This is a genomic window from Microbacterium sp. LWH7-1.2 (genome assembly GCF_038397755.1).
In the GTDB taxonomy this organism is placed as follows: domain Bacteria; phylum Actinomycetota; class Actinomycetes; order Actinomycetales; family Microbacteriaceae; genus Microbacterium.
In genome coordinates this window covers 2,168,154-2,190,490 of the sequence record NZ_CP151637.1, presented here as the reverse complement: position 1 = coordinate 2,190,490, position 22,337 = coordinate 2,168,154, and the positions used below count along the sequence as shown (strand labels likewise).

Genomic DNA, 22,337 nt, shown 5'->3' with positions numbered 1-22,337 from the left:
CCGCCATCGCCGATGCATCCCCTCTCGCGCCCGCGCAGACCCCGACAGCGGCTGTCGCGACGGTGCACCTTCGTCGCACGCAGGGGCGCGGCATCCGTCTGCTCGTCGTCTACGGTGGGGTGCTCGCGCTCATCGCGTTCTGGCCGACACCCGTGGATCGTGGAGCGTCCGCCCTCCTCGACGCGATCACGCGCGCCGTTCCGTGGCTGACGTACGACCTCATCGAGACGGTCGCGAACGTGGCGCTGTTCATGCCGTTCGGCGTGCTGCTGGCGCTCGCGCTTCCGCTGCACCGGGGGCTCGTCGTGCCGATCGCCGTCGCCACCACGCTCGTCATCGAGTCGGGGCAGGCGCTGCTCCTCTCCGAGCGCACGCCGAGCCTGCGCGACATCGTCGCCAACGTGCTGGGCGCTGCGATCGGCCTCGCGATCGTGCACCTGATGGAGCGGCGCAAGATTCCGGAGTGACGGATGCTGCGCCCCACCCTTTGGGGCCGGTGATCGCGCACGCTCTTGTGGCGGCTTCAGTGCGTCGCTACGATGCGGCCATCGGTCGCCTGGGCACCGAGCGGCCGAGGGGGTATCGCGCCGTGACTACGGGTCACCGGTATTCGGCGCGCCTTCGTCAAGGACGACTGGGGGCGAGAAATGACTGAGGACGAAGCCCTGGCACCGCAGGATCATCCGGCGGAGGGCGTGCCACCCGAGCAGCCGGCAGCGGGTCAACCCCCGCAGGATCAGCCGGCGCAGCCTCAGCCGCCGCACGGCCGACCCGCGCCGGTCGGCCCTGCGCCAGGCGGAGGGCAGCCGACGCCGCTCGTGCTGTCGGCCACGCCGGAAGGCGGCAACGCGACGGTGGCGCCCAAGCCGCTCAACGACCTCCCGCCCGGCAAGAAGGTGACGTTCGTCGTCGCGCATGCGTCGGCGATTCCCGTCCCGGCGCTGTTCGCCGGCACTCAGAAGCTGGATTCGGTCACCTTCACGAACGACGCGAACGCTCCAACGTCGACGACGTGGCAGGCGACGACGTCATTCACCGAAGCACCCGAGCACGACCTCTATGCGAGCGTCACGGTCGGTACGGTGATGCACCAATCACCGCCGATCCGCGTCGCGCTCGCGAGCACCACACCGCCCGCTCCTGCGGAGAACCCGACGGGGACGCCGGCCGAGATCCAGGTCGGCGAGTACGACCCCGAGTTCGCCCGGTGGACCGGCAGCGTGTTCCGCGCGCTGGCGTTCGTCGTGCTGGCGCTCGGCGGCTGGATCATCCTGTGGACCCTGCCGATGGGCGGGTCGGGGTGCTGCACCGAGGTCGACTTCCAGGAGCGCATCATCGCGGCCGGCAGCATCCTCGCTCTGGTTGCCGGCGCCGTGGCGGTGCTGATGGGCGTGTGGCTGTCGGTCCTGGAGGTGCGAGGAAGGCAGCGGGCTCGCGCCATGCTCGCCGCCGAGACGACCCGAGGGGGCATCGGCCTGCCGATCCAAGACATCGAGAAGCTCGCCGCCGCGCTGAGCAAGGTGCGGGGTACGATCGCCGCCTACGTCGTGGGCGTCATCCTGATCGTGCTCGGGCTCGGAGGACTGCTGGGTGGCGATGCACTGATGTCGTCGGGGGCTACGACGCCCGATCCGGCAGTCTCCACCCCCGCGCCGCGGGATTGAGCCGGTCATGACCACGCACGCGGTGCTCATCGGCGTCGCGGCGCCCCAGGCGCTCCGCTGGTCGTCCACTCGCAACCGGTTCGAGCCTGCCGCCGGGGCGCCGCGGGAGGGCGACATCGCGTTCGCGACGCTCAACGGCGTCGCCAACGATCTCGATGCGTACGCGAGGATCCTCGAGAACTCCGAGATCGACAGCGGTGAGCTTCACGTGGAACGGCTCGACGAGCCGTCGCTGGCGACCCTGGCATCCGTCACGACCGAGCTAACGCGTCACGTCGACCCGCAGCATCCGTGCACGTGTTCGACGCTGGTGGTCGTGATGGTGGGTCACGGCTTCCGGTGGAGGTCGTACGACGTCAGCGAGCCCGACCGGATGGACGAGCTGTTCGCGCTCTCGGATCTGCCGCTCATCGACGACTGGTGGGTTCCGTTCTGGAAGGGCGCCCGAACCGACATGAAGGCGGTCGTGATCGTGGACTCGTGCCACTCCGATTCGGTCGCCTACCGCGCGGCGCCCATCGAGCCCGTGATCCACTACGACACCACCAGCGCCGGACCCCGTCGTCTGCTGATCTCGGCGTCGATGCAGGAGCAGCAGGCACGCGAGCGTTCGTTCGGCAACAAGGTGCAGGGAGTACTCACGCGGGAGCTGCTGCGCTCGTGGGACACGCCCGCGAATCGGGGAAGCTACAGCACGTGGTACGACTACGCGTCGCGCTTCGTGAACAACCCCTATCAGACCGCCGTGATGCGGGTGGTGGATCCCTTGGCGAGCATGGAGCGCGAGCTTCCGTTCGTGTGATCGACGGCTCGTCGGCGGGTGCTCACGACCCGAAGTACTCCCGCGCCGGGCGCGTGTAGAGCAGGATCAGGCCGATGATCGACAGGATGCTGCCGCCGATGGCCGACCAGAGGCTCTCGCCGTTGAACATCCCGAGCACCTCGAGAACGATGTTGGCGATGAACACGATCGTCGCGATCGTGCGAGCGGTGTGGTTGCCGCGCCAGAGCCCGACGCCGACGGCCAGCGTCACGATGCCGATGATGAGACTGATCCAGCCGACGATCGCCGGCCATGTGATGAAGAGGCCGGCGATGATCACGAAGATCGAGCCGACGATCTGCAGGAAGCCCGAGATCCAGGCGATGATGGCGACGAGCGTGACGCCGAGCGGGCGCTGAGTCATTTCGTATCCTCCGTGGCGAGACAGGGGCCGGCAGTGGCTCCAAGGTAGCGGTACAGTGCGCCGCGTCGCCTCTAGTACGCGTGCGCGGATCCGCTGTCAACCCGGGGACGATGCTCCCGCCGTCGCATCTACGGTGACGCGTGCAGCGGCTCTCAGAATTCACTCTCCCCCGAGGCTGAGGGCCGCTGCTCCACAAACTACTCCCGAACCGCGCCGGCGTGGTCGCGGTACCAGGCCACGGTTCGCTCGAGTCCCTCCTCCAGGGGGATCTTCGACGTCCATCCGGCCCCGGCGAGCTTCGACACGTCGAGCAGCTTCTGCGGAGTGCCGTCGGGCTTGGACGTGTCCCACTCGGTCTCGCCGTCGAATCCCACCACCCCGGCGATCGTGTCCGCGACCTCCCGGATCGTGACGTCCGACCCGGTGCCGACGTTGACCTGCTCCGGACCGTCGTAGTGCTCGAGCAGGTGCAGCACGGCGTCGGCCATGTCATCGGAGTGCAGGAATTCGCGCCGGGGTGTGCCGGTGCCCCAGTTCGTCACCGACGACGCACCGGACTTCACCGCCTCGTCGTACCGGCGGATCAGGGCGGGGAGCACGTGCGACCCGTTCCGCGAGAAGTTGTCGTTGGGCCCGTACAAGTTGGTGGGCATCGCCGAGATCCAGGGCAGCCCGTACTGCCGACGCACGGCCTGGATGTTCAGGATGCCGGCGATCTTCGCGATCGCGTACGCGTCGTTCGTCGGTTCCAGACGTCCCGTGAGCAGCGAGTCCTCGCGGATCGGCTGCTCCGCGAACTTCGGATAGATGCACGACGAGCCGAGGAAGGCGACCCGCTCCACGTCGTTCGCCAGCGCCGCGTCGAGCACGTTCGACTGGATCCGGAGATTGTCGCTCAGGAAATCGACCGGATACGTACTGTTCGCCAGGATGCCGCCGACCCTGGCCGCAGCGAGCACGAGGTACCGCGGCCTGACCTCCGCCACGTAGTCGAAGACGTCATCGCGGTTCTTCAGGTCGAGCTCGGCGGACGTCTTGCCGACGATGTTCGTGAAGCCCGCGGCCTGCAACCGGCGCACGATGGCGGAGCCGACAAGTCCGCGATGGCCCGCGACATAGAACGTGGCGTCCCGGGCGAGCTCGCCGGGGGCGTAGGTGACGGTGTCATGCGCCGATGTCACGGGCCTACCAGCGACGGCTCGGGCGTCCACGAGGCGAGGTTGACCGAGTCGATCCACTCCGGACGCTTCTCGAGTGCCTCGATGTCGGCGTCGACCATGAGCTTCGCGAGGTCCTTGCCATCGAGCGTCGCCTCCCACCCGAGCTTCTCGGCGGCCTTGGCCGGGTCGCCGATGAGGGCGTCGACCTCGGTCGGGCGCAGGTAGCGTTCGTCGAACTTCACGAACTCCTGCCAGTCCAAGCCCACATGCCCGAACGATGCCTCCAGGAAGTCGCGAATCGTGTAACCCCGGCCCGTCGCGAGCACGAAGTCCTCGGGTTCATCGACCTGCAGCATCCGCCACATTCCTTCCACATACTCGGCCGCATAGCCCCAGTCTCTGATGGAGTCGAGATTTCCGAGGTACAGGTCCTTCTGCTCACCCGCCTGAATCCGGGCGACCGCACGCGAGATCTTGCGGGTGACGAAGGTCTCGCCGCGTCGCGGAGACTCATGGTTGAAGAGGATCCCGTTGACGGCGAACAGGTCGTAGGCCTCGCGGTAGTTCTTGGTGATCCAGAAGCTGTAGAGCTTCGCGGCCGCGTACGGTGACCGCGGGGAGAACGGCGACAGCTCGTTCTGCGGCGGGGGCGTGGCGCCGTACAGCTCCGAGGTGGAGGCCTGGTAGAACTTCGTGTCGATGCCCGACGATCGCACGGCCTCGAGAAGGCGGACCGTGCCGATCCCCGTCGTGTCGGCGGTGTGCACGGGCTCGTCGAACGACACCCGCACGTGCGACTGGGCAGCGAGGTTGTACACCTCGCTCGGATGGATCTTCACGAGCAGGCTCACCAGCCCTGCGCCGTCGCTCAGGTCCCCGTAATGGAGGAACAGCCGTGCGCTCGGGTCATGTGGGTCGACGTAGAGATGGTCGATGCGCTGCGTATTGAAGGTCGACGCCCGGCGTATCAGGCCGTGGACCTCGTAGCCCTTTCCGAGCAGAAGCTCGGCGAGGTAAGAGCCATCCTGACCGGTGATCCCGGTGATGAGTGCACGCTTCACGTCGTACTCCGTCCCCCAGCGACCCGCGGAGGGCGTACAGCGTCTCCGCACCGGTCACGGATTCCGTGACGGCGGCAGCCAGGCTCTCGGTGAACCTGTCGGGAGCTGTCTCACCGTCGAGAATAGAGTGACGATACCGCAGGCTGCCCCCGGAAAACAGGGCGGAGGCGCGCCGCGGCGACGTCGAAGAGATCGAGGCCCACGACATGGCCGCCCTCGAAGCCAAAGTTCCGGAGGGCTGGCAGCTGCTCAGTGTCCACGAGCTCTGAGGCTGACTCGTCTTCAGCGCAAGGGTACTCGCGGTCCCGCGGACCACGTTTCGGTTGGTGGCCGGCCGAGCTCGATGACCCCGACCGTCGCGTCGCGGCCGCAATGACGCAACGCTGAGACGGGTCGGTCAAGGGGCAGCCTCGTACGACTCCGCGAAGTGTTCGCCGGGCACGATCCAGCGCTCGCCTCCGTCGCCCTCGACGATCCAGTCGCCGGTCGCTGCGATCGCTACTCCCTCGAGCGTCTCGATGCGTTCCGCCTCCTCCGCGCGGCGTGCGTTCACGGTCCCGATGCGACGCCAGCGCCCGTCGCCTGCGCTCCGGTAGCTCGCGGCGAACTCCGCGGGCCGGACGGACCAGCTCCGCTCGCCATCGCTGACGCGCCAGTCGCCGGCCTGTGCTTCCATCACGCTCCCGGATTGCGTGGTCCAGCGCCATGGCGCGCTGACCCGCTGAGCGGTGACCTCCCCGCGGCGGCGGTAGCGGCCGCTCCCCGGCGACCCCGCCCCCGCCGCTGACCCGGGGCCGGGGCCCACCGCGACCGCCACCGCCGTCCGCTGCGGGCGGGACGCGTACCCCAGCGCACGAAGGAGTTCGAGCGCGTCGTGCACTGAGCTCCGCGTCTTCGCCCTCCCGTCCTCGTCGAGGGCCGCCCACGGGACGAGAAAAGGATGCGTGCGCCGCGCGTCGTCGCGACGCGCGGCGGGCCGCCACCCAGCCGCGAGCAGCGTGGCCCGCCAGGACTCGTGCTCGCGCTCGACCATGGCGTCGAACTGCTCCGGCGTCGGGGCGACGTCATCCGGGTCGGCGTCTGACGGCAGCGGCCCCCAGGTCCTGCCGACGGCGACCGCCGAGGCGAGGGTGGTGCGCACGAGGCGGATGTTGCTCTCCTTGTAGAAGTCGGCGAGGCCCTTGTCCCAGGGCCGGCGGGCAGGGATTGCGGGATCCTCGCCGTGGTCGGCGAGGAAGTTCGCGTGCGCGACGCGGGCGACCCGTTCCCAGCGATCGATGACGCGTGCTTCCCCGAAGCTCACCGCGAACGGGTAGAGACGTTCCATCACCGGCACGCGCGGAATGGCGCTGCCTTCGTTCACGCGCGCGTAGACCGCCCAGTCCGGGTGCGCTGCGGCCAGCTCCGCTGGGCGAACGTCACCTCCGGCGGGCGCGCCCACGACGGGCGCCGTCATGACCGCGGGGATCGCGCGCCCGCGAGCGCGTCGACGAACCCTTCCGCCATGTCGTCGCACGTGTGCGCGGCGATGCCGGCGCCCACGTTGCCGAACGCGCGCTGGTGGAGTTCGTGCTGCCGACGCAGGGTCGCAGCATCCGTCCCCACGATCACGATCTGCGGCGGCGGCGGGCCGGGGACCCGACTGGCCTCGCGTTCGCGGGCGCGTTGCGCGACCTCCGCCGCGATCGCCAGCACGAGATCGGGGTCGCCGTGCACGGCCACCCGGTCGTGGCCGTCGTGCATCCACCGCGCCACCAGCCGCTCCGCGGTCGCCTCGAACACGCTGATGGCGTCGAGCGCCCACCCGGGCCGGTCGACGTTCTGCCGGCGCCAGTATTCCGCGACCCAGACGTCGTCGATGCGCACGACTGCGCGGATGTCACGAGGAGCGGCGGATGCTGCCGCCAGGCCATCTGCCAGATGCTCGAAGCGGGTGAGATTCACGCTCGCCTCCGGGCCCAGCAGGTAGAGCGCGGTCAAGGCGACGCGCCCGCGCCGGAGTGAGAAGGCGCGGAGGGCGGCGTCGACCGGGTCGGGCCAGCGGAGCAGCACGATGCCCTGCTGGCGATGCGCGGGTGGCGGGGGATCGCTCGCGTCGGCACGCACGACGATCAGCGTGCGGCGCCCCACTCGATCACGGATCCGGGTGGCCGCGCGCAGCGTCACATCGAGCGGGCCGTCGATCACGATGCGCGAGCGGGAGCGCCGCATGCGCAGCACGTCGAGCTGTGATCGGAAGAGAACGGATGCTGCGGCCACGAACCCGAGACCGACCGTGGCGACGGCGAGATAGCGGGCGACGAGAAGGGCGAGCGGGGCCTGGTCGGGGCAGCCTGCGGTGGCGCCGAAGGGGTCGCCGGCGCTTCCTACGAAGACGGCGAGCCCCCAGCTGAGCGGCGTCCAGAACGGCACGCCGTCGCCCGTGCAGGGGAGGTAGGCCGTGAATCCCAGCCCCACGGCGACGGCGCCCATCAGCACGAGCGCGAGAAGTGGGCGTGCGGACTGCCGCGGTCGTCTTCCCACGAGGATGAACGCGCTGAGCAGTCCATCCCACACGATGGAGAGCGTGACGATCTGCCACGACTGCGGATCCCAGAACTCGGCGAGCGGCTCCGCGAGCGGGTGATCGGGGCGCAGCGCGGCGACCGCCAGCAGCACCGCCAGCACGGCGCATCCCGCCGCCGACACGACGATCCCGATCCGCCGCACCGCCGGCCACCACGACACTTCGCTCATGCCGGCTCCGGTTCATGCTCCGCCGAGGCCGGCGCACCCGGGGCGTCAACCCCCGTACCCGCCCGCTGGAGGTCGCCGTTGCCGATCGCGGTGAGCAGCGCGGCGGCGTACGACCAGTCCCACCGTCGGCGCGCCCCGTAGGCCGTCCACCCGCGTCCCGGTCGGTGGGTCACGATGGTGGTCGCCGAGGGCACGGGCCGGTCGATGAGCTGCCGGAACAGCGGCCATCGCCCGGCGCTCGTGAGGAATCCTCGCCACCGTGCCTCGCGCGTGGACCGCGGCCACGGCGAGATCACGAGGACCACCGGCGGCGCGTCGGGACGCGACGCGAGGTGAGCGATCTCCCACTCCAGCCCGGCGCGCACTTCGCTCGGGGTCGCAGACAACACCACGGCGCGTGCGCCGCCGACCCATCTCTCGACCTCGTCACGCCACTCGTCGCCTTCGAACGACATCTTCGCCGCACCGAGGTCTTGGATCCGGCGCTTCGTGCCCGAGATCGCGATGACGGGACCCCACCCGCTCAGCTGCTCCGCCAGCACCTCCTCGAACCTGGGGCGGCCGAACGGTGAGAACACTTCGAGGAACCCACGCCGCCCCAGCGACTCATCGATGCGCAGCCGATCCTCGTCGAACCCGCGCAGGTACAGGAAGTACGGGCGGTCGTCGTGCGCGAGGGTATCGGTGAGGGAGCGGCGGGCGAGCCGCCGCCCGAGCCGGTCGAGCAGATACGCCAGGAAGATCGGGATCGCCACCATGATGAAGAAGAGCGCCACGATCCACCCGCTGCGCTGCAGGTCCTGCAGCCAGAGCAGCGCGAGAGGCAGCACCCGTGCGGCGCCCTCCGCCTGTGCGAGCATCTGCTCGATCTCGGCGCGGAACGTCGCCGCGGTCTGCTGACCGTTGAACCACATGAAGAGCACGGCCAGCAGGTAGAGCATGAGCGTCGAGACGGCGACCAGCGCGGCGAGGCCGCGCAGCAGCATCCCGACGAGTCCTTGCAGTGAAGGGCGACCGCGTCGGCGCGGCGGCCGGACGAGCCGATGGGGGCGCCACACCAGGTCGACCAGCGCGCCGATGGCGACGAACACGAACACGGGTGCGACGAAGAGGCCGAGCAGCTGAACGGCGAACTGGCCGCTGTACAGGCCGAGCACCGCCACCGCGATCGAGGCGACCGTGCCCAGCACGACCACGATGATGCGGCGCACGGTGCGCCCGGTGCGCGCCCGGCGGATCAGCCGGTCGACCGACACGTATGCCGCGGTCGCCTCCGGCTCCGTCCCGGGGTCGGCCTCGCGCTGCCGTCGCCGGGCGATCACGCGACGGGGGATGAGGATCACGAGGTAGGTCGCGATCGGCACACCGACGAGCACCACGACCGCCCAGAGGGCCTTGTTCCAGTTCGTGAGTGGCTGCACGTCTCCGGTCATCGACGCCGTGATCTCGTGCAGGTAGGCGGCTGTGCGCTCCGCGCAGCGTGCTTCGTCGGCGTCGGCGCACGACTGCTCGACCTGGATGTACTGCGATCCTTGAATCCACCACCGGAGGATGCGTGATCCGTTCGACTCCTGCAGTCGCGTGACGCCGTCGTATCCCGCGATGTACACAAGGCTCAGACCGGCGCTGTCGGTCATACGCCAGTAGTCGGTCGAGAGCTCCTGAGCCCGGGCCACCGTCGCGCAGTCGACCCAGAACACCTTGACGGTCTCGCCGACGGGATTGACGAACTGCGTCGCGATGCCGTCGCCGCACCGCGCGTCGGGGGCGCCCTGCACAGTGGTGTCGGCGGGTAGCGAGAACCGCAGCATCCACGGACCGTCCTCTTCGGCCGGTGCGAAGTCGCGCAGGGGGTCGTCGTCGATCCGCTCCGGCAACGCCGTCGCGCTCACCGGGGTCGGCGTCAGCGCTGCGAGGGCGCGCGCGTCCTGCGCGCTTGCGTCTTCGCATGCGAGATCGCCGGTTTCGCACGTGCGGCCGACGCCGACGGCGTGGGTGCCTTGCGCCCAGATCCGGAAGAGCATCGGCGAGGTCTCGGCCGAGACGAATCGCGCGGTGAGCTCGAACCCCTCGCCGAGAGCCGGGGCCACCGCGGGAGCAGGCAGCAGGCCGTAGTCCGACCATTCGGCGCTGACGCGCTCGACCGCCCTAGCTGTGATGTCCAGGCAGGTTGTTGATCCTGCTGATGGGTGGGGCTCCGATTGCGGAGTGTCGCCTGTGGTGATTGTAGAAGTGGATCCAGCCGGGCAGGGCGTCGCGGCGTTCGGTCTCTGACGGGTAGAACTTCGCGTAGGCCCATCCGTCGGCCAGCGTGCGGTGGAAGCGCTCGATCTTGCCGTTGGTCTGCGGGCGGTACGGGCGGGTGCGCTTGTGTCTGATGCCGAGGTCGGCGCAGGCGTCTCGCCAGGCAAGGGACCGGTAGCAGGAGCCGTTGTCGGAAAGGACGCGCTCGACGGTCACGCCGTGATCGGCGAAGAACGCGATCGCGCGGGTGAGGACGCCGACGGCAGTCTCGGCTCGCTCGTCGTCGTGCTCTTCGACATAAGCCACCCGCGAGTTGTCGTCGACGACGGTGTGGAAGAACCCGGTGCCGGTCCTCGGCTTGTGGTCCTTGCCGCGCGGCAGTCCTGGCGTCTCGAGCTTGTTCCGGGCGCCCTGCTGCCGTCCGACGAACCGGTGCCCGCCGCCGTCGGGGATGCGACCGAACTTGGTGACATCGACGTGGATCAGTGCGCCGGGATGGTCGTGCTCATAACGGCGGATCGGCTCCCCGGTGACCCGGTCGATCGCGGAGAGGCGGTTGAGGCCGCAACGCACCAGAACCGCGTGAACGGTCGACGGAGCCAGACCGAGCTCACCGGCGATCTGGACCGGGCCCAGCCGACGCCGCCAGCGGGCCTTCACGATCTTCTTCACAACCGGCGACGGCGTCTTCGCAGGCATCGAGCGGGGGCGGCTCGACCGATCCGACATCCCCGCCGGCCCCTCGGATCGGAATCTGGCCGCCCACTTCCGGGCTGTCACGGTCGAGACCATGAACATCTTCGCTGCCACCTGCAGTGGCCACCCCTCGTCGACGATAAGGCGCGCGAGGCGCAGTCGGGCACGGGGAGTCAGAGCAGCGTTAGCGTGGGACACGAGGGCCTCCTGCGTTCGTGAAGCGGTTGAACTAGACAGCTCCACTTCACAACCGGGAGGCCTTCGCTACTCAGCTACTCCGGGCGTGTCCCGAAACAACGTCCCTGGACATCACACCTAGCCGGCGTGCCGCACTCCATCCAGATCACGCGCACTATGCCGCCCGACCTGAGCGTCAGCTCGCGATACGCGCCGCTCTCGCACCCCGCGAGCGACTCTTCGGTGAACTCGATGGCGGGGATCCCGGATGCTGCGCCGTCGGCGTCCGGCGGCACCCACGCGGCCAGCGCGTCTTCGAAGTCGCCCGTCGCGGCCTGCGCCGTCGGGGCGCCGACGCCGAGCGCGGCGACCGACACGATCGTCGCGAGGAGCACCCGGATCCCACGTCGCATCCCGTCCCCCCAGCGGACTTGAGCGTGATGCTAGCAGCGGGCGCCGGTCTGCGACATGGGTCCGGAGTGAGGGAGAACATCAGAACGGTGGCGGGTCGGCGCTCGGCACGAAGACGACGCGAGCTGGTGGGTCTTCGAGGTAATGGGCGCCGGCCGGGCTCGTCCACTCGAGGGTGCCGCCGGGCAGCTGCCGGACGGTCCAGTCGGTGTTGTGTTTGAGGGTGTGGTGCCGCTTGCAGAAGCACGCGAGGTTGCAGATCTCGGTCGGTCCGCCGAGCGCGAAGTCCTGCGTATGGTCGTGGTCGCATGATCTGGCCGGTCTGCGGCAGCCCGGGAATCGGCAATGCTGGTCTCGCGCGTGGAGGAACCGCTTCTGCTCGGCGCTTGGCTGATATCGGTCGACGGTGAGAACGATGCCGGTGACGGGGTCGGTCATGACCCGATCCCACCCTGGCGCGTCGCCGGCGAGTCGCCGTGCGGTCTCGGCGTCGACCGGGGCGCGGCCGTCGAGCTCTGCGCCGCCGGTCGTGACCCCCGTCAACGTGGTTACCGGCACGGTGACCTGCACCATCGCGCGGATCGCGCCGAGCCCGCCCGGCGAAGCGTCAAGCGTGGGGTCGATCGCCGGTGATCCCGTGAGCAGCAGGTCGATGACGAGGTCGGCGCGGGTCTGGTCGATCGTGCGCTGGTCGAACCAGGTGTCGTCGGCTGCGGCACCCGTCGACGCGTCTTCTCCTCGTGCGACGTGGTCACCGCCCGCCCCGTCACCCTCGACCGGCGCACTCATCGAGTCGCGACGTGCGGCAGCATCGAGCCGCTTGATGAGTTTCGCCTGCCTGGTGGTGCGGTCGAGGATGCCGTGGGCGAGCGCGGTCGACGTCAGAAGGTTGAGCTGCGACATGCCGTCGGCCAGGTCGGTGACCCAGATGCGACGACCCTGGACGGCGCTGTCGTGGCGCTCTTGCAGGGTGCGGGGGTTGTGGATGTCGGCCTGCTGCTGGGCGAAGGAGCGCGTGCGTGCCGCGGTCGTGCCGCGGGCGTGGTCGAGCACTGCCTGTTCGTAGGCGCCGCGGGCTGAGGCGTCGTCGATGTCGGCGCCGGCGTCGAGGATCGCCGAGGCGTGTGCGCGCGAGATGTCACCGCTGCCGAGTGCGTCGACGGTCGCCGGAAAGTCGGTGACGAGTCGGTGAGCGTCCCACAGGTGGGACTGCATCGTACGGTCGTTCATGCGCACCGCGAGGCCGAGTTCGGCGGCCAGCGACCGCAGCGGCATATCGCGTTCCCGCGACCGCATCGACGGGATACGGGCCTTCTGGGTCTCTGCGAGCTCGAACGCTCGGGCGAGCAGTCGCAGCTTGCGGGCCTGCAGCGCTGCCTCGTCGGCGTGGATCGCGCGAAGTTCGTCGGCGAACGCGCCGGCGCTCTGCGCCTCGGCCCGATCACGCTCTTCGTGGTCCACGATGTGCCCTTCCGTCGCGCCACGCGCGACTCTCGCTCCCCATCAAGGGAGTCATCGACCCGGCGAACCGGGGGGCACTCGATGACCTTGCTACGCCCATCATGACAGGGGCCCCCGACATCGCCGGTGGCGCCCCGACACCCCGCCCCGCCGATACCCCCTGCGTCTGGCACCATCCGCTCAACCGGCTACGGTGGACCCCGCCCGACGCGGGAATGAGATGACCGAAGCGCAGACCGTCGTGATCCGACCGTGGGAGCCTGGCGGCGACGACGCCCTGCTCGCGGGCTTCGTGCCTACAACAGGCCGCCGTGGAACGACGCATGGAGCCTCGCGACCGCAGCGCTGTACCTGAGCGAACTTCGCGGAATCCCGAGATCAGCCAGCCTCGTCGCCGTCGCAGGACAGCGACGTGCCGGCGTTCGACTTCTACCGTTCGCACGGTTTCCGTGAAGGCGAGCGTCAAGTGTTCATGATCGGCTGAAACCCGCCTCATCTCTCGGGCTCGCGGGGACGGTCGTGGGGGTCAGGGGCGTCCCATGCCGTGGTAGGCCCAGCCGGCGTTGCGCCAGGCGGTGGCGTCCCAGCCGTTGCGGCCGTCGATGACGACTTTGCCGCGGGTGAGGGTGGCGGCGTGTTCGGGGGTGAGTTCGCGGCGGTATTCGTCCCATTCGGTGACGAGGATGACGGCGTCGGCTTCGCGGAGGGCTTCGTCGCGGTCTTCGACGTAGTTCAGCTGCGGGTGCAGGCGCTGGGCGTTGGGGATCGCGGCGGGGTCGGTGATGGTGACCCAGGCGCCGAGGCCGTGCAGGCGCACGGCGACGTCGAGGGCGGGGGAGTCGCGGATGTCGTCGCTGTAGGGCTTGAACGCGGCGCCGAGCACGGTGATGTTCTTCTTGAACACGGATCCGTCGAGGGCTTCGAGGACGAGCTGCACGGCGCGTTCGCGGCGGCGCAGGTTGATCGCGTCGACTTCGCGGAGGAACGCGACCGATTCGCCGCGGCCGAGTTCTTCGGCGCGGGCGGAGAACGCGCGGATGTCTTTGGGCAGGCAGCCGCCGCCGAAGCCGATGCCGGCGCCCAGGAAGCGGCGGCCGATGCGCGCGTCGTGGCCGATGGCGTCGGCGAGCTGGGTGACGTCGGCGCCGGTGACCTCGGCGATCTCGGCCATCGCGTTGATGAACGAGATCTTGGTGGCGAGGAACGCGTTGGCGGCGACCTTGACCAGTTCGGCGGTGGCGAGGTCGGTGACGATGAACGGGGTGTCCTTCGCGACGGACGGGTGGTACACCTCGCGGAGTGTGTCGGCGGCGGCCTGGCCGGCCTCGCCGGCGGGCACGCCCACGACGAGCCTGTCGGGGTCGATGGTGTCCTTGACCGCGAACCCTTCGCGGAGGAACTCGGGGTTCCACACCAGCGTCGCGCCGGTCGCCTCGACGCGGGGGGCGAGGTCGGCGGCGGTGCCGACGGGGACGGTCGACTTGCCGGCCACGATGTCACCGGCCGACAGGTAGGGCAGCAGGGAGTCGATGGCGGCGTTGACGTAGGTGAGGTCGGCGGCGTAGCCGTCTTTCTGCTGCGGGGTGCCGACACCCACGAAGTGCACCGCCGCGCCGGCGGCAGCGGCCATGTCGGTGGTGAACCGGAGTCGTCCGGAGGCGATGCCCTCGGTGAGGATCTCCTGCAGCCCGGGTTCGAAGAACGGTGCCTCGCCCTTGGACAGCGACGCGACCTTGCGCGCGTCGACGTCGATGCCGACGACATCGTGACCGATCGAGGCCATCGCGGCCGCGTGGACCGCGCCGAGGTACCCGCAGCCGATGACAGACAGACGCATGAGTATGCCCTTCCAGGGATGGGACTAGATCGCCCGAATGGACGAGGGAGAACGGGAAGGGGCAGCATCGACCCAGCTGACAGCGATCTTTGCATGACTCGCCCCCGTCGCGGGAGTCAGCACACCGCGAACGGCGACTCTGTGACGCAGACCGGCGCCGTCGAGCTGCCGGAAGTCCAGCGACAGACCCGCCCCCAGCGCCTTCGCGTACGACTCCTTCACCGTCCACAGCTGCGTGAGCCACGCCCGCCGCTCGGCGGGCCCCAGCGCGTCGGCGCGTCGGCGCTCGGCAGGGGTGCAGAGGCGACCGACGAGCGACGGCTGATCGAAGACGGATGCCACGAGCTCGACGTCGACGCCGATCCGCCCGTGTTCGACCACCCCGACGACGAGCCGGTCTCCCGCGTGGGCGATGCTGACATCCAGCGTCGAGTCGGCGAGTCGCGGCTTCACACCGCGCGGGGTCGCCTCGAACCCGCTCCAGGCCCGCCGCAGGCGCACGGTGACGATGTCGCGCACCCACCGGCGCGCCGTGAGGTACGACGCGACACGGGTCTCGTCCAGCGAGCCGAGGGTGGCGGCATCCGTTCCGAGAAGCTGCGCGGCGTCCTCGGCGTCGAAGCCGGAGCCGATACCGGGGACGCGGCCCGTCACGACGTGCACGCCCCGCGCGGAGACGAGCGTGCGCCGGGCGTCGCCGCCGGCTTCACTCATCGGCACGCTGACGGATGCCTTCGGCGAGCTCGCGGATCGTGGGGTGGTCCCACACGATCGTCGGGTCGACCTCGAGCTGGAACTCGTCCTCGATGTCGCCGCAGAGCGTGAGGGCGTAGACGGAGTCGAGTCCGAGTTCGGCCAGCGGCGTGTCGATCGTGAACGCATCGGCCTGGATCTTGCCGTAGGCGACGACGCGTCCGACGAGCCACTGCTCGATCTCGGTGGCGGTCAGCTGTACAGGCATGTGTCGTCCTTTCTCATCTCACATCGGCGGGACGGCCGCCCGGGCGGGGCCGATCGCCATCTCCTCGCCGCTCGCGGCGCGGGCTTCGGCGTGCGCGACGAGCCGCGCCACGAGGTCGGCGGGAAGCGGCGGCTGCCGCCGCACCACCCGCCCGCGGATGCGTCTGAGGCAGGCCTCCATCGCGAGCGGGTCGCCCGCGATCGCCTCCGAGCCGCGCGCGTGCATCCAGCCGTCGACCACCGCGGCGGCCGCGGTGAGCAGCGACACCCGATGGGCGAGCTCGAGCGACTGGTGCGGGTCGAGTGACTCCGAGCCCGCCGCCTCCGCCGCGGTCTCGGCCGCTGCCGCCGCGAGCGCGACGTGCACCTCGACCGCCCCGGGGGCATCCATGGCGATGGCCGCCACGACCTCGGGCCGCAGCAGCGAGCCCGGGGCGGCAGCATCCGTATCGACGCACCACGCGCCCAGCCCGTCGAGCGCCGTGGGAAGCGGATCGGCGAGGTCCGGAACGAGTACGGCGAGCGCCGAGAGGTCGCGCACGTGCTGCTCGATGAGCTCGAACGGCGCGATGCGCGCGTAGAACGTCGAGCCGGCGAGCACCGACACCTGCTGGGCCGCCTCGGCGAGCAGCAGGCACGAGAGGTGGGCGCTCAGGGCGACGGCGACGGATGCTGCGGGGGCGCGTGCGTCCGCAAGGCACACGGCCGCGCTGCTCAGCGCGTCGGCGGTGAGCGCATCGGCCAGCGCCGCGGCCAGCAGGCTGCGAGCGTGCGGGATGTCGAGCACCGCGCCGCCATACAGGTGGCGGGCATGGGAGTACTGCACGGACTCGCGCAGCGCGGCGTCGAGCGCGCCGAGCGCCGCGGCCGGCACCGCCGCGCGGATAGCGGTGACCAGGGCGGCATCGGACTCCGGCGCGACGTCGGAGGCGTCGAACCGGTACGTCCGCAGTGCGCTCGTCACCGCGCGCCCGCCGCCGGGGATGACGAGCCGCATCCGCCCGATGAGCGGCTCGAGGACGTCGAGCCCGACGGCGACGTCGAGTCCGAAGGCGAGGCGCGCCCGTTCCACGCTCTCCGCGATGCTCATGATCGCTCCGTCCACGAACCCAGCAGCGTCACCGCGCCGCCGGCCGCGTGCGCCCGGGCTGCGGCGTCGAGCAGCGCGTCGGCGACCGGAGCCTGGACCGGATCCGCGCCGAGGCGGTTCGCCACGCGCTCCAGCACGGCCGCGAGCCACACGTCGCTGTCACCCAGCGGGCCGGGCACCGCGCCCGCCCGCGCGAGATGAACGGCCAGCGCGCATGCCCCGCCGAAGACGAGTGCGAACCGTTCGGCGAGGTGGAAGGCCAGCGGATCGGGCTGCGACTGCCGGGGGAGCGTCTCCGCCTCGGCGAGCAGCGCCGTGTACTCGCGGCCGATCCACCGCGCCGCGTCGACGGCGGCGCGCGACGTCCGCCCGTCGTCGAGCGCGTCGACGAACGCCGGCAGCGATCGCAGCAGCCGGGAGCCGTGCCGAGTCACCAGTCGCAGCGCGGTCGTGTCGAGCGCATCGAAATGCGCGTCGGCGCGAAGGGGCGCGAGCACCTCCGCCAGCGGCGGCGCGGGCGCCGGACGCAGCTGATTCGGCAGCTCGTTGACGATCATGTTCAGGTTGACGACCGAGTTGCCGTCGAAGATGCCGACGACGCGGCTGTCGCGGGCGGCCTTCTGGAACGCGCCGAAGGCGGACGGATGCAGCGCCCCCGAGGCCTCCGTTCCCACGACGAGCGCCCGCGCCCCGAGCAGCCGGGTGAGGTCGCGGAACAGCAGGTCGGCCGTGTCGGGGCCGAGGAATTTCACCAGCGCGCTGACGAGCGCCATCTCCGCGGGGACGGCGTGGGCCGAGCGGACCCCGACCAGCATGAGGCACTCGACCAGGAGCGCGTCGGCCACGGCGACGCCGAGCGACCGCCGCGCGGTCGGGGAGTCGAGGAGGCGACCGTGCGCGCCGTCGGGCACGGCGGCGGCGTCCAACGCGGTCTGCAGCGCCCGATCGACGGCGCCCATCGACAGCCCGGTCGTGAACGGCCGGGTGAGCTGCAGGCTCTTCAGCACGATCTCGAGGCCGTGGCCTTCCGGGCCGACGACGGTGTCCGGGCCGACGACAGATCCCTCGAAGCGGATGCCGGCGAGGTTGGCGCCGCGCAGGCCGTGGGACGCGACCTTCGGCTCGTACCCGATCGTCGCGGGGTCCGCCTCGTCCTTGTCGACGAGCACGAGCGACAGCGAGCGCGGGCCGCCCCGCTCGTCGGAGCGGGCGAGCACCGTCATCGCGCGGCAGCGGACGGCGTTGTTGATCGGCCACTTCCCGCCGTCGACGCGGACGGCGTCCGCACCGAGCCGCGCGGTCGTCGCCGAACGCGACAGATCCGAGCCGCGCCCGCGCTCGGTCAGTCCCCACGACACCGGCCGGCCGGTCTCGACGAGCCCCGCCATGCGGGTCGCGATCGAGCCGTCGGCCACCCACGCGCAGATCGCGCCGAGGAAGGTCTTGCCGTGCGCGGCCGCTACGGTGAAGTCGCGGCGCGCGAGGTGGCGGATCATGAGGAGCGGCACGAGCGCGTCGGTGAACGCCCCGCCGTGGGCGGCGGGGATGTACCACCGCTGCAGCCCGAAGGCGGTCACGGCGCCGATCTCATCGTCCGGGAAGGCGGCCCTTTCGTCGAGCAGCACCGACCGCGAGGTCGAGATCACCGCGTCGTCGCCGGCGGGATCGCCGAGGAACGCGTCGAAGGCGCGCACGGGCGCGAGCGTGCCGGCGCCCACGCCGGTCGCGACCGCGGTCATGCCGGGACCGCCTCGAACCCGTCGAGGTGCACGAGCTGCAGGCGCTGCTCGTGAAGGAGACGGCGGGTGAGGGCGCGCTGCACCTTGCCGCTGGTGGTGCGCGGCAGCGTGCCCTTGCGGATGAGCGCCACGCCCAGCGCGGGCAGCGTGAACTCTCCGCCGACACGCGAGCGCAGCGCCGCCGTGAGCGCGCCGAGCTCTTCCGGGGTCGCCGAGGGCTCGACCTCGGCGACGATCCCGACCTCCGGGGCGGCGCCCGGGCGTTCGAACGCCGCGCTCAGGCACCCGGCTCCGAGCAGCGCCGCCGCGCTGTGCTCGAGGTCCTGCGGGTAGATATTGCGCCCGCGGACGATGATGAGGTCTTTCAGTCGGCCCGTGATGACGAGCTCGCCGTCGATCATGGCGCCGAGGTCGCCGGTGCGCAGGTACACCTCGTCGGGGACGCCGGCGAGGGTTGCGCCGAAGTCCGCCGCGGTCTGCTCGGGCCGGCGCCAGTAGCCCTGGGTCACGCTCGTGCCGCGCACCCAGATCTCGCCGATCCGCCCGTCGCGGAGCTCTGTCGCCGTAGCCGGGTCGACGATGGCGATGTCCATGCCCGCTCCGGGCGCGCCGCACGGCACGAGCTGCGCGCTGCGCTCGCCGCCGGTCGCCGGGGCGATCTCGTCGCGCTCGAGCGCCTCCGCGCTGACGATGATCGCCTGCGGCGGCAGGGCGTCGCGGTGGGCGGTGATGAGCAGCGTCGTCTCGGCCATGCCGAACGCCGGCACGAAAGCCGCGCCCCGGAACCCGGCGGGGGCGAACCGCGCCGTGAACGCCTCGAGCGTGGCGATGCGCACGGGCTCCGCGCCGGTGATCACCGTCTCCAGCGACGACAGGTCGAGCTCGGCGAGCTGTTCGTCGGTCACCAGTCGGCTGCACAGTGCGAACGCGAAGTCCGGCCCGACGGTGTGCGTTGCGCGGTGCTCGGTGACGAGCCGCAGCCACAGCACCGGCCGGCGCAGGAACTGCGACGGCGAGGTCATGTGCAGGCTCGCGCCGGTGAAGATCGGCTGGAGGATCTGCCCGATGAGACCCATGTCGTGGTAGTGCGGCAGCCAGCCGACGGCGACTGAGTCGGCCGTCATGCCGACGATCCCGCCGATCGCCTGCTGGTTCGCGTACAGGTTGCCGTGTGACACCATGACGCCCTTGGGCAGCCCGGTCGATCCCGACGTGTACTGCAGGATCGCCAGCGCCGACTCGTCGATGTCGGGCATGCCCCATTCATCCGGCGACACGGCAGCCGGCCCGTCGACCAGGATCACAGCGGCATCCGCGATCGACGTCTCGCCCGCGAGCCCGAGCCCGTCGAGTGCGCCGGTCTCGGTGAGCACGGCCTTGGCGCCCGCGTCCTGGAGGATCGCGAGCAGACGCTGGCGCACAGCATCCGCGTTCCGCATCGCCGTGATCGGCACCGGCGCTGCTGCGACGCCCGCGTAGAGACACGCGAGCAGCGCCCGTACGAACGGCAGACCCGGCTCGAAGGCGAGGATCGCGACGTCGCCGGGCGCGAGACCGGCGCGGGCGAGTTCGACGGCGCGGGCTCGGGCATCGGCGTCGAGCACCGCGTAGGACGCTTCCGCGAAATCGGTGGGCGAACGATAGAACCGGATGCCGCGCCCCGCGGACGTCAGGGCGGTGCGGCGCAATCGCCGCACGAACTCGCTCCCGCGTTCCTGGGTGCCGCCCTCCCTCTCGGGCGCCTCGGCCCCCGGCATGTGCACTTCTCTTTCGGTCATCGCGGACTCCCCTCGGTCCTGACGCCGTGCGTCCCGCGAGTCCGTCCGAAATTCCCCATAGCCGTGCCGGCCGACGGATCCAGCGGCGACACTGCGGCACCCTCGTGGTACAGAGTGGCCGACGCAAGCGACGTCGCTGTTACACGCGCGTTAACTCTCCGGCACCCTCCTGGCGGCGCGGATCGCGGCGGCTACTCTGAGCCACGTGGGGCGGATGAATGGGTATGGGGTGCTGCTGGGGGCCCAGCGCCTGCGCGATTCGGCATACAGCCGGCTCGTCGCCGGCGGCTTCCAGTCGTTCGGCGCGGGCTCGCGCATCCTGCTGCCCACGCGCATCGCGAACCCCGACAAGATCGCCGTCGGCGCGGGCGTGCTCATCGGCGCCGGCTCGTGGCTCATGGTCCCCTCGCGTGACGAGCCCGGTCCCGTGATCGAGCTGCACGATCGTGTGCGCATGCGCGGCGCGTCGATCTCGGCGGTGCGCAGCGTCGTCATCGAGGAGGCCGTCGGCATCGCGGCGGGGGTGTACATCTCCGATCACAGCCACGGATTCGACCGCGTCGACGTGCCGATCCGCGACCAGCCGCTGACCGACCCCCGGCCCGTCCGGATCGGCCGCGGTGCCTGGCTCGGCCAGAACGTCGTGGTGATGCCCGGCGTCACGATCGGCGAGCAGGCGGTCATCGGCGCGAACGCGGTCGTCACCCGCGACATCCCTCCGCGAACGGTCGCCATCGGCGCGCCCGCGCGCGTGGTGAGAGAGCTGGTGCCGGGGTGACCGAAGCGGAGCCGCGCGTCCACCGCACGGTGGCCGGAAGCACAGCCGAAGGCACCGACGACTTCGTGTTCACCTTCTCGTTCGAGACCTACGCCGACGCGGTGCGACGCGGCATGATGCGTCCACCGGACCGCATCGTCTCCAGCCTCATGCGCAGCCCGAATGTCGGCCGTATGGTGGTCGCGAACCCGTTCCGGTGGCTGCCCCGCGTGGCGATGTCGCCGATGCTCGACCGCGACGCCAGGTTTCCGGCATCCGATCGGATCTGGCTCCACTCGCCCGCCCGCCGCCGCCGTTCCGACCGACTCGACCCGGCGGAGGTCGCGGCCGAGTACGCGGAGTACGACGCGTCGCTGCGGCGCGAAGCCCAGCGGCGGGGGCTCAGCGACCCGGTGGCGCTGACGTGCAACCCGCTCGTGGCAGGCTTCTCGCCCTTCGACTGGACGCGGCACGTCACGTTCTTCGCGCGCGACGACTGGCTGAGCTCGCCGGGGCGGAGCGAATACTGGCCGGCCTTCCGCGAGGCGTACCGCCGCATCTCGGCCTCTGGTCGCGGCGTGGCCGCGGTGTCGGCGCAGATCCTCGAGCGGATCGAGCCGACAGGACCCCACGAGGTCGTCCCGAACGGCGTCGAGCCCGCCGAATGGCTGCAGGCGCCGCCGAAGCAACCCGACTGGCTCGCCCGCGTGCCGCGATCGCGCGCCGTGTATGTCGGCACGCTCGACAGCCGGCTCGACGTCGAGGGCATCGCCGAATTCGCACGGGCGCGGCCCGACGTGCACACGGTGCTGCTCGGTCCCCTGCCCGACGCGTCGTACATCGCACCGCTGCGGGAGCTCGCCAATGTGTACGTGCACGGCAGCGTCGGGCGGTCCGAGCTCATCGCGACGCTGCGCAACTGCGACCTCGCGCTCGTCTCGCACCGGCGCACACCGCTGACCGAGGCGATGAGCCCGTTGAAGCTCTACGAATATCTCGCGGCGGGGCTGCCGGTGCTCTCGATCGACCTGCCGCCGGTCCGCGGCATCAGCGACCGCGTGTGGCTCACGCCCGCAGTGACGGACTTCGTCGACGTGGTCGACGCCGCGCTGCAGGCGGGGCCCGCCGACGAGGCCGCGAGGGTGGCATTCGTCGAGGCCAACTCGTGGACCGCCCGCCACGAGCGGATCATCGCGCTCGCCCGCGGCCTCTGACGCCCGCGGTGTTTCGCGCGTGTCACACGCGCCCGAAGCCTGTGTAAACAGGTGGTGACGACCCTGGCTTCGGCTCGGACGCGCGGCTAGCGTGGCCTTCGCGAGCGGGGATCGCATCGACGGGCACTGGGGCCGATGGCCCCGGCATGCGTGTTCGGTTGCGTT

General features: G+C 70.8%; 20 protein-coding genes. 5 read left to right on the top strand and 15 right to left on the bottom strand.

Annotated features, from left to right (window positions below; all coding sequences use genetic code 11):
- The first annotated feature begins 62 nt into the window (after nt 1-62).
- From MRBLWH7_RS10265 to MRBLWH7_RS10255, 3 genes are all read left to right on the top strand, one after another.
- The gene (locus MRBLWH7_RS10265) at nt 63-467 is read left to right on the top strand and encodes a VanZ family protein (RefSeq protein ID WP_342001788.1); all 405 of its coding nucleotides are present in this window, start codon (nt 63-65) and stop codon (nt 465-467) included.
- A 180-nt stretch (nt 468-647) separates the two neighbouring features.
- Nucleotides 648-1,664, top strand: a complete 1,017-nt coding sequence (locus MRBLWH7_RS10260) for a hypothetical protein (RefSeq protein ID WP_342001786.1) — start codon at nt 648-650, stop codon at nt 1,662-1,664.
- 7 nt (nt 1,665-1,671) lie between these two features.
- Complete coding sequence (locus MRBLWH7_RS10255; RefSeq protein WP_342001784.1) at nt 1,672-2,466, top strand: caspase family protein; 795 nt, start codon at nt 1,672-1,674, stop codon at nt 2,464-2,466.
- A gap of 22 nt (nt 2,467-2,488) precedes the next feature.
- Here MRBLWH7_RS10255 and MRBLWH7_RS10250 read toward each other — a convergent pair whose 3' ends face one another.
- From MRBLWH7_RS10250 to MRBLWH7_RS10180, 15 genes are all read right to left on the bottom strand, one after another.
- A complete protein-coding gene (locus MRBLWH7_RS10250; protein ID WP_342001782.1) occupies nt 2,489-2,851 on the bottom strand; it encodes a hypothetical protein in 363 nt (120 codons plus the stop codon).
- 197 nt (nt 2,852-3,048) lie between these two features.
- Nucleotides 3,049-4,032 carry a GDP-L-fucose synthase gene (locus tag MRBLWH7_RS10245; RefSeq protein ID WP_342001780.1) on the bottom strand — a complete coding sequence of 328 codons (984 nt, stop codon included), beginning with the start codon at nt 4,030-4,032 and terminating at the stop codon, nt 3,049-3,051.
- Complete coding sequence (gene gmd, locus MRBLWH7_RS10240) at nt 4,029-5,072, bottom strand: GDP-mannose 4,6-dehydratase (protein WP_342001779.1); 1,044 nt, start codon at nt 5,070-5,072, stop codon at nt 4,029-4,031. The genes MRBLWH7_RS10245 and gmd overlap by 4 nt, the downstream gene beginning before the upstream one ends.
- A gap of 397 nt (nt 5,073-5,469) precedes the next feature.
- Complete coding sequence (locus MRBLWH7_RS10235; protein WP_342001777.1) at nt 5,470-6,528, bottom strand: RyR domain-containing protein; 1,059 nt, start codon at nt 6,526-6,528, stop codon at nt 5,470-5,472.
- Complete coding sequence (locus tag MRBLWH7_RS10230; RefSeq protein ID WP_342001774.1) at nt 6,525-7,808, bottom strand: hypothetical protein; 1,284 nt, start codon at nt 7,806-7,808, stop codon at nt 6,525-6,527. The genes MRBLWH7_RS10235 and MRBLWH7_RS10230 overlap by 4 nt, the downstream gene beginning before the upstream one ends.
- Nucleotides 7,805-9,898, bottom strand: a complete 2,094-nt coding sequence (locus tag MRBLWH7_RS10225; protein WP_342001772.1) for a hypothetical protein — start codon at nt 9,896-9,898, stop codon at nt 7,805-7,807. Before MRBLWH7_RS10225 ends, MRBLWH7_RS10230 begins: the two co-directional genes overlap by 4 nt.
- A 58-nt stretch (nt 9,899-9,956) precedes the next feature.
- Nucleotides 9,957-10,946, bottom strand: coding sequence for an IS481 family transposase (locus MRBLWH7_RS10220; RefSeq protein WP_342001770.1), 990 nt, complete (start codon nt 10,944-10,946; stop codon nt 9,957-9,959).
- Between the two features lie 74 nt (nt 10,947-11,020).
- Nucleotides 11,021-11,338, bottom strand: coding sequence for a hypothetical protein (locus MRBLWH7_RS10215; RefSeq protein ID WP_342001768.1), 318 nt, complete (start codon nt 11,336-11,338; stop codon nt 11,021-11,023).
- Nucleotides 11,339-11,417: 79 nt separating this feature from the next.
- Nucleotides 11,418-12,797, bottom strand: a complete 1,380-nt coding sequence (locus MRBLWH7_RS10210; RefSeq protein WP_342001767.1) for a DUF222 domain-containing protein — start codon at nt 12,795-12,797, stop codon at nt 11,418-11,420.
- Between the two features lie 526 nt (nt 12,798-13,323).
- The gene (locus MRBLWH7_RS10205) at nt 13,324-14,634 is read right to left on the bottom strand and encodes a UDP-glucose/GDP-mannose dehydrogenase family protein (RefSeq protein WP_342001765.1); all 1,311 of its coding nucleotides are present in this window, start codon (nt 14,632-14,634) and stop codon (nt 13,324-13,326) included.
- Between the two features lie 24 nt (nt 14,635-14,658).
- Nucleotides 14,659-15,348, bottom strand: coding sequence for a 4'-phosphopantetheinyl transferase superfamily protein (locus MRBLWH7_RS10200; protein WP_342001763.1), 690 nt, complete (start codon nt 15,346-15,348; stop codon nt 14,659-14,661).
- The gene (locus tag MRBLWH7_RS10195) at nt 15,341-15,595 is read right to left on the bottom strand and encodes an acyl carrier protein (protein ID WP_342001761.1); all 255 of its coding nucleotides are present in this window, start codon (nt 15,593-15,595) and stop codon (nt 15,341-15,343) included. Before MRBLWH7_RS10195 ends, MRBLWH7_RS10200 begins: the two co-directional genes overlap by 8 nt.
- A gap of 18 nt (nt 15,596-15,613) precedes the next feature.
- Nucleotides 15,614-16,684 (bottom strand): acyl-CoA dehydrogenase family protein, encoded by a 1,071-nt coding sequence (locus tag MRBLWH7_RS10190; protein WP_342001758.1) that lies wholly within the window; start codon nt 16,682-16,684, stop codon nt 15,614-15,616.
- Nucleotides 16,681-18,423 (bottom strand): acyl-CoA dehydrogenase family protein, encoded by a 1,743-nt coding sequence (locus MRBLWH7_RS10185; protein ID WP_342001756.1) that lies wholly within the window; start codon nt 18,421-18,423, stop codon nt 16,681-16,683. The genes MRBLWH7_RS10190 and MRBLWH7_RS10185 overlap by 4 nt, the downstream gene beginning before the upstream one ends.
- Nucleotides 18,420-20,201: a fatty acyl-AMP ligase gene (locus MRBLWH7_RS10180; protein WP_342001754.1), complete on the bottom strand. Its 1,782-nt coding sequence runs from the start codon at nt 20,199-20,201 to the stop codon at nt 18,420-18,422. The genes MRBLWH7_RS10185 and MRBLWH7_RS10180 overlap by 4 nt, the downstream gene beginning before the upstream one ends.
- Before the next feature lie 214 nt (nt 20,202-20,415).
- Between MRBLWH7_RS10180 and MRBLWH7_RS10175 the strand changes: the two genes are divergently transcribed.
- Both MRBLWH7_RS10175 and MRBLWH7_RS10170 read left to right on the top strand, forming a co-directional pair.
- On the top strand, nt 20,416-20,979 hold the full coding sequence (locus MRBLWH7_RS10175) for an acyltransferase (RefSeq protein ID WP_342002013.1): 564 nt from the start codon (nt 20,416-20,418) through the stop codon (nt 20,977-20,979).
- Nucleotides 20,976-22,172, top strand: a complete 1,197-nt coding sequence (locus MRBLWH7_RS10170) for a glycosyltransferase (protein ID WP_342001753.1) — start codon at nt 20,976-20,978, stop codon at nt 22,170-22,172. Before MRBLWH7_RS10175 ends, MRBLWH7_RS10170 begins: the two co-directional genes overlap by 4 nt.
- The last annotated feature ends 165 nt before the right edge of the window (nt 22,173-22,337 follow it).

What these genes read in the sequence shown, in the direction of transcription:
- MRBLWH7_RS10235 (WP_342001777.1), bottom strand. Translation starts at nt 6,528, where the DNA reads ATGACGGCGCCCGTCGTGGGCGCGCCCGCCGGAGGTGACGTTCGCCCA.
- MRBLWH7_RS10200 (WP_342001763.1), bottom strand. Translation starts at nt 15,348, where the DNA reads ATGAGTGAAGCCGGCGGCGACGCCCGGCGCACGCTCGTCTCCGCGCGG.
- MRBLWH7_RS10205 (WP_342001765.1), bottom strand. Translation starts at nt 14,634, where the DNA reads ATGCGTCTGTCTGTCATCGGCTGCGGGTACCTCGGCGCGGTCCACGCG.
- MRBLWH7_RS10250 (WP_342001782.1), bottom strand. Translation starts at nt 2,851, where the DNA reads ATGACTCAGCGCCCGCTCGGCGTCACGCTCGTCGCCATCATCGCCTGG.
- MRBLWH7_RS10260 (WP_342001786.1), top strand. Translation starts at nt 648, where the DNA reads ATGACTGAGGACGAAGCCCTGGCACCGCAGGATCATCCGGCGGAGGGC.
- MRBLWH7_RS10195 (WP_342001761.1), bottom strand. Translation starts at nt 15,595, where the DNA reads ATGCCTGTACAGCTGACCGCCACCGAGATCGAGCAGTGGCTCGTCGGA.
- MRBLWH7_RS10215 (WP_342001768.1), bottom strand. Translation starts at nt 11,338, where the DNA reads ATGCGACGTGGGATCCGGGTGCTCCTCGCGACGATCGTGTCGGTCGCC.
- MRBLWH7_RS10175 (WP_342002013.1), top strand. Translation starts at nt 20,416, where the DNA reads ATGAATGGGTATGGGGTGCTGCTGGGGGCCCAGCGCCTGCGCGATTCG.
- MRBLWH7_RS10190 (WP_342001758.1), bottom strand. Translation starts at nt 16,684, where the DNA reads ATGAGCATCGCGGAGAGCGTGGAACGGGCGCGCCTCGCCTTCGGACTC.
- MRBLWH7_RS10185 (WP_342001756.1), bottom strand. Translation starts at nt 18,423, where the DNA reads ATGACCGCGGTCGCGACCGGCGTGGGCGCCGGCACGCTCGCGCCCGTG.
- MRBLWH7_RS10255 (WP_342001784.1), top strand. Translation starts at nt 1,672, where the DNA reads ATGACCACGCACGCGGTGCTCATCGGCGTCGCGGCGCCCCAGGCGCTC.
- MRBLWH7_RS10230 (WP_342001774.1), bottom strand. Translation starts at nt 7,808, where the DNA reads ATGAGCGAAGTGTCGTGGTGGCCGGCGGTGCGGCGGATCGGGATCGTC.
- MRBLWH7_RS10180 (WP_342001754.1), bottom strand. Translation starts at nt 20,201, where the DNA reads ATGACCGAAAGAGAAGTGCACATGCCGGGGGCCGAGGCGCCCGAGAGG.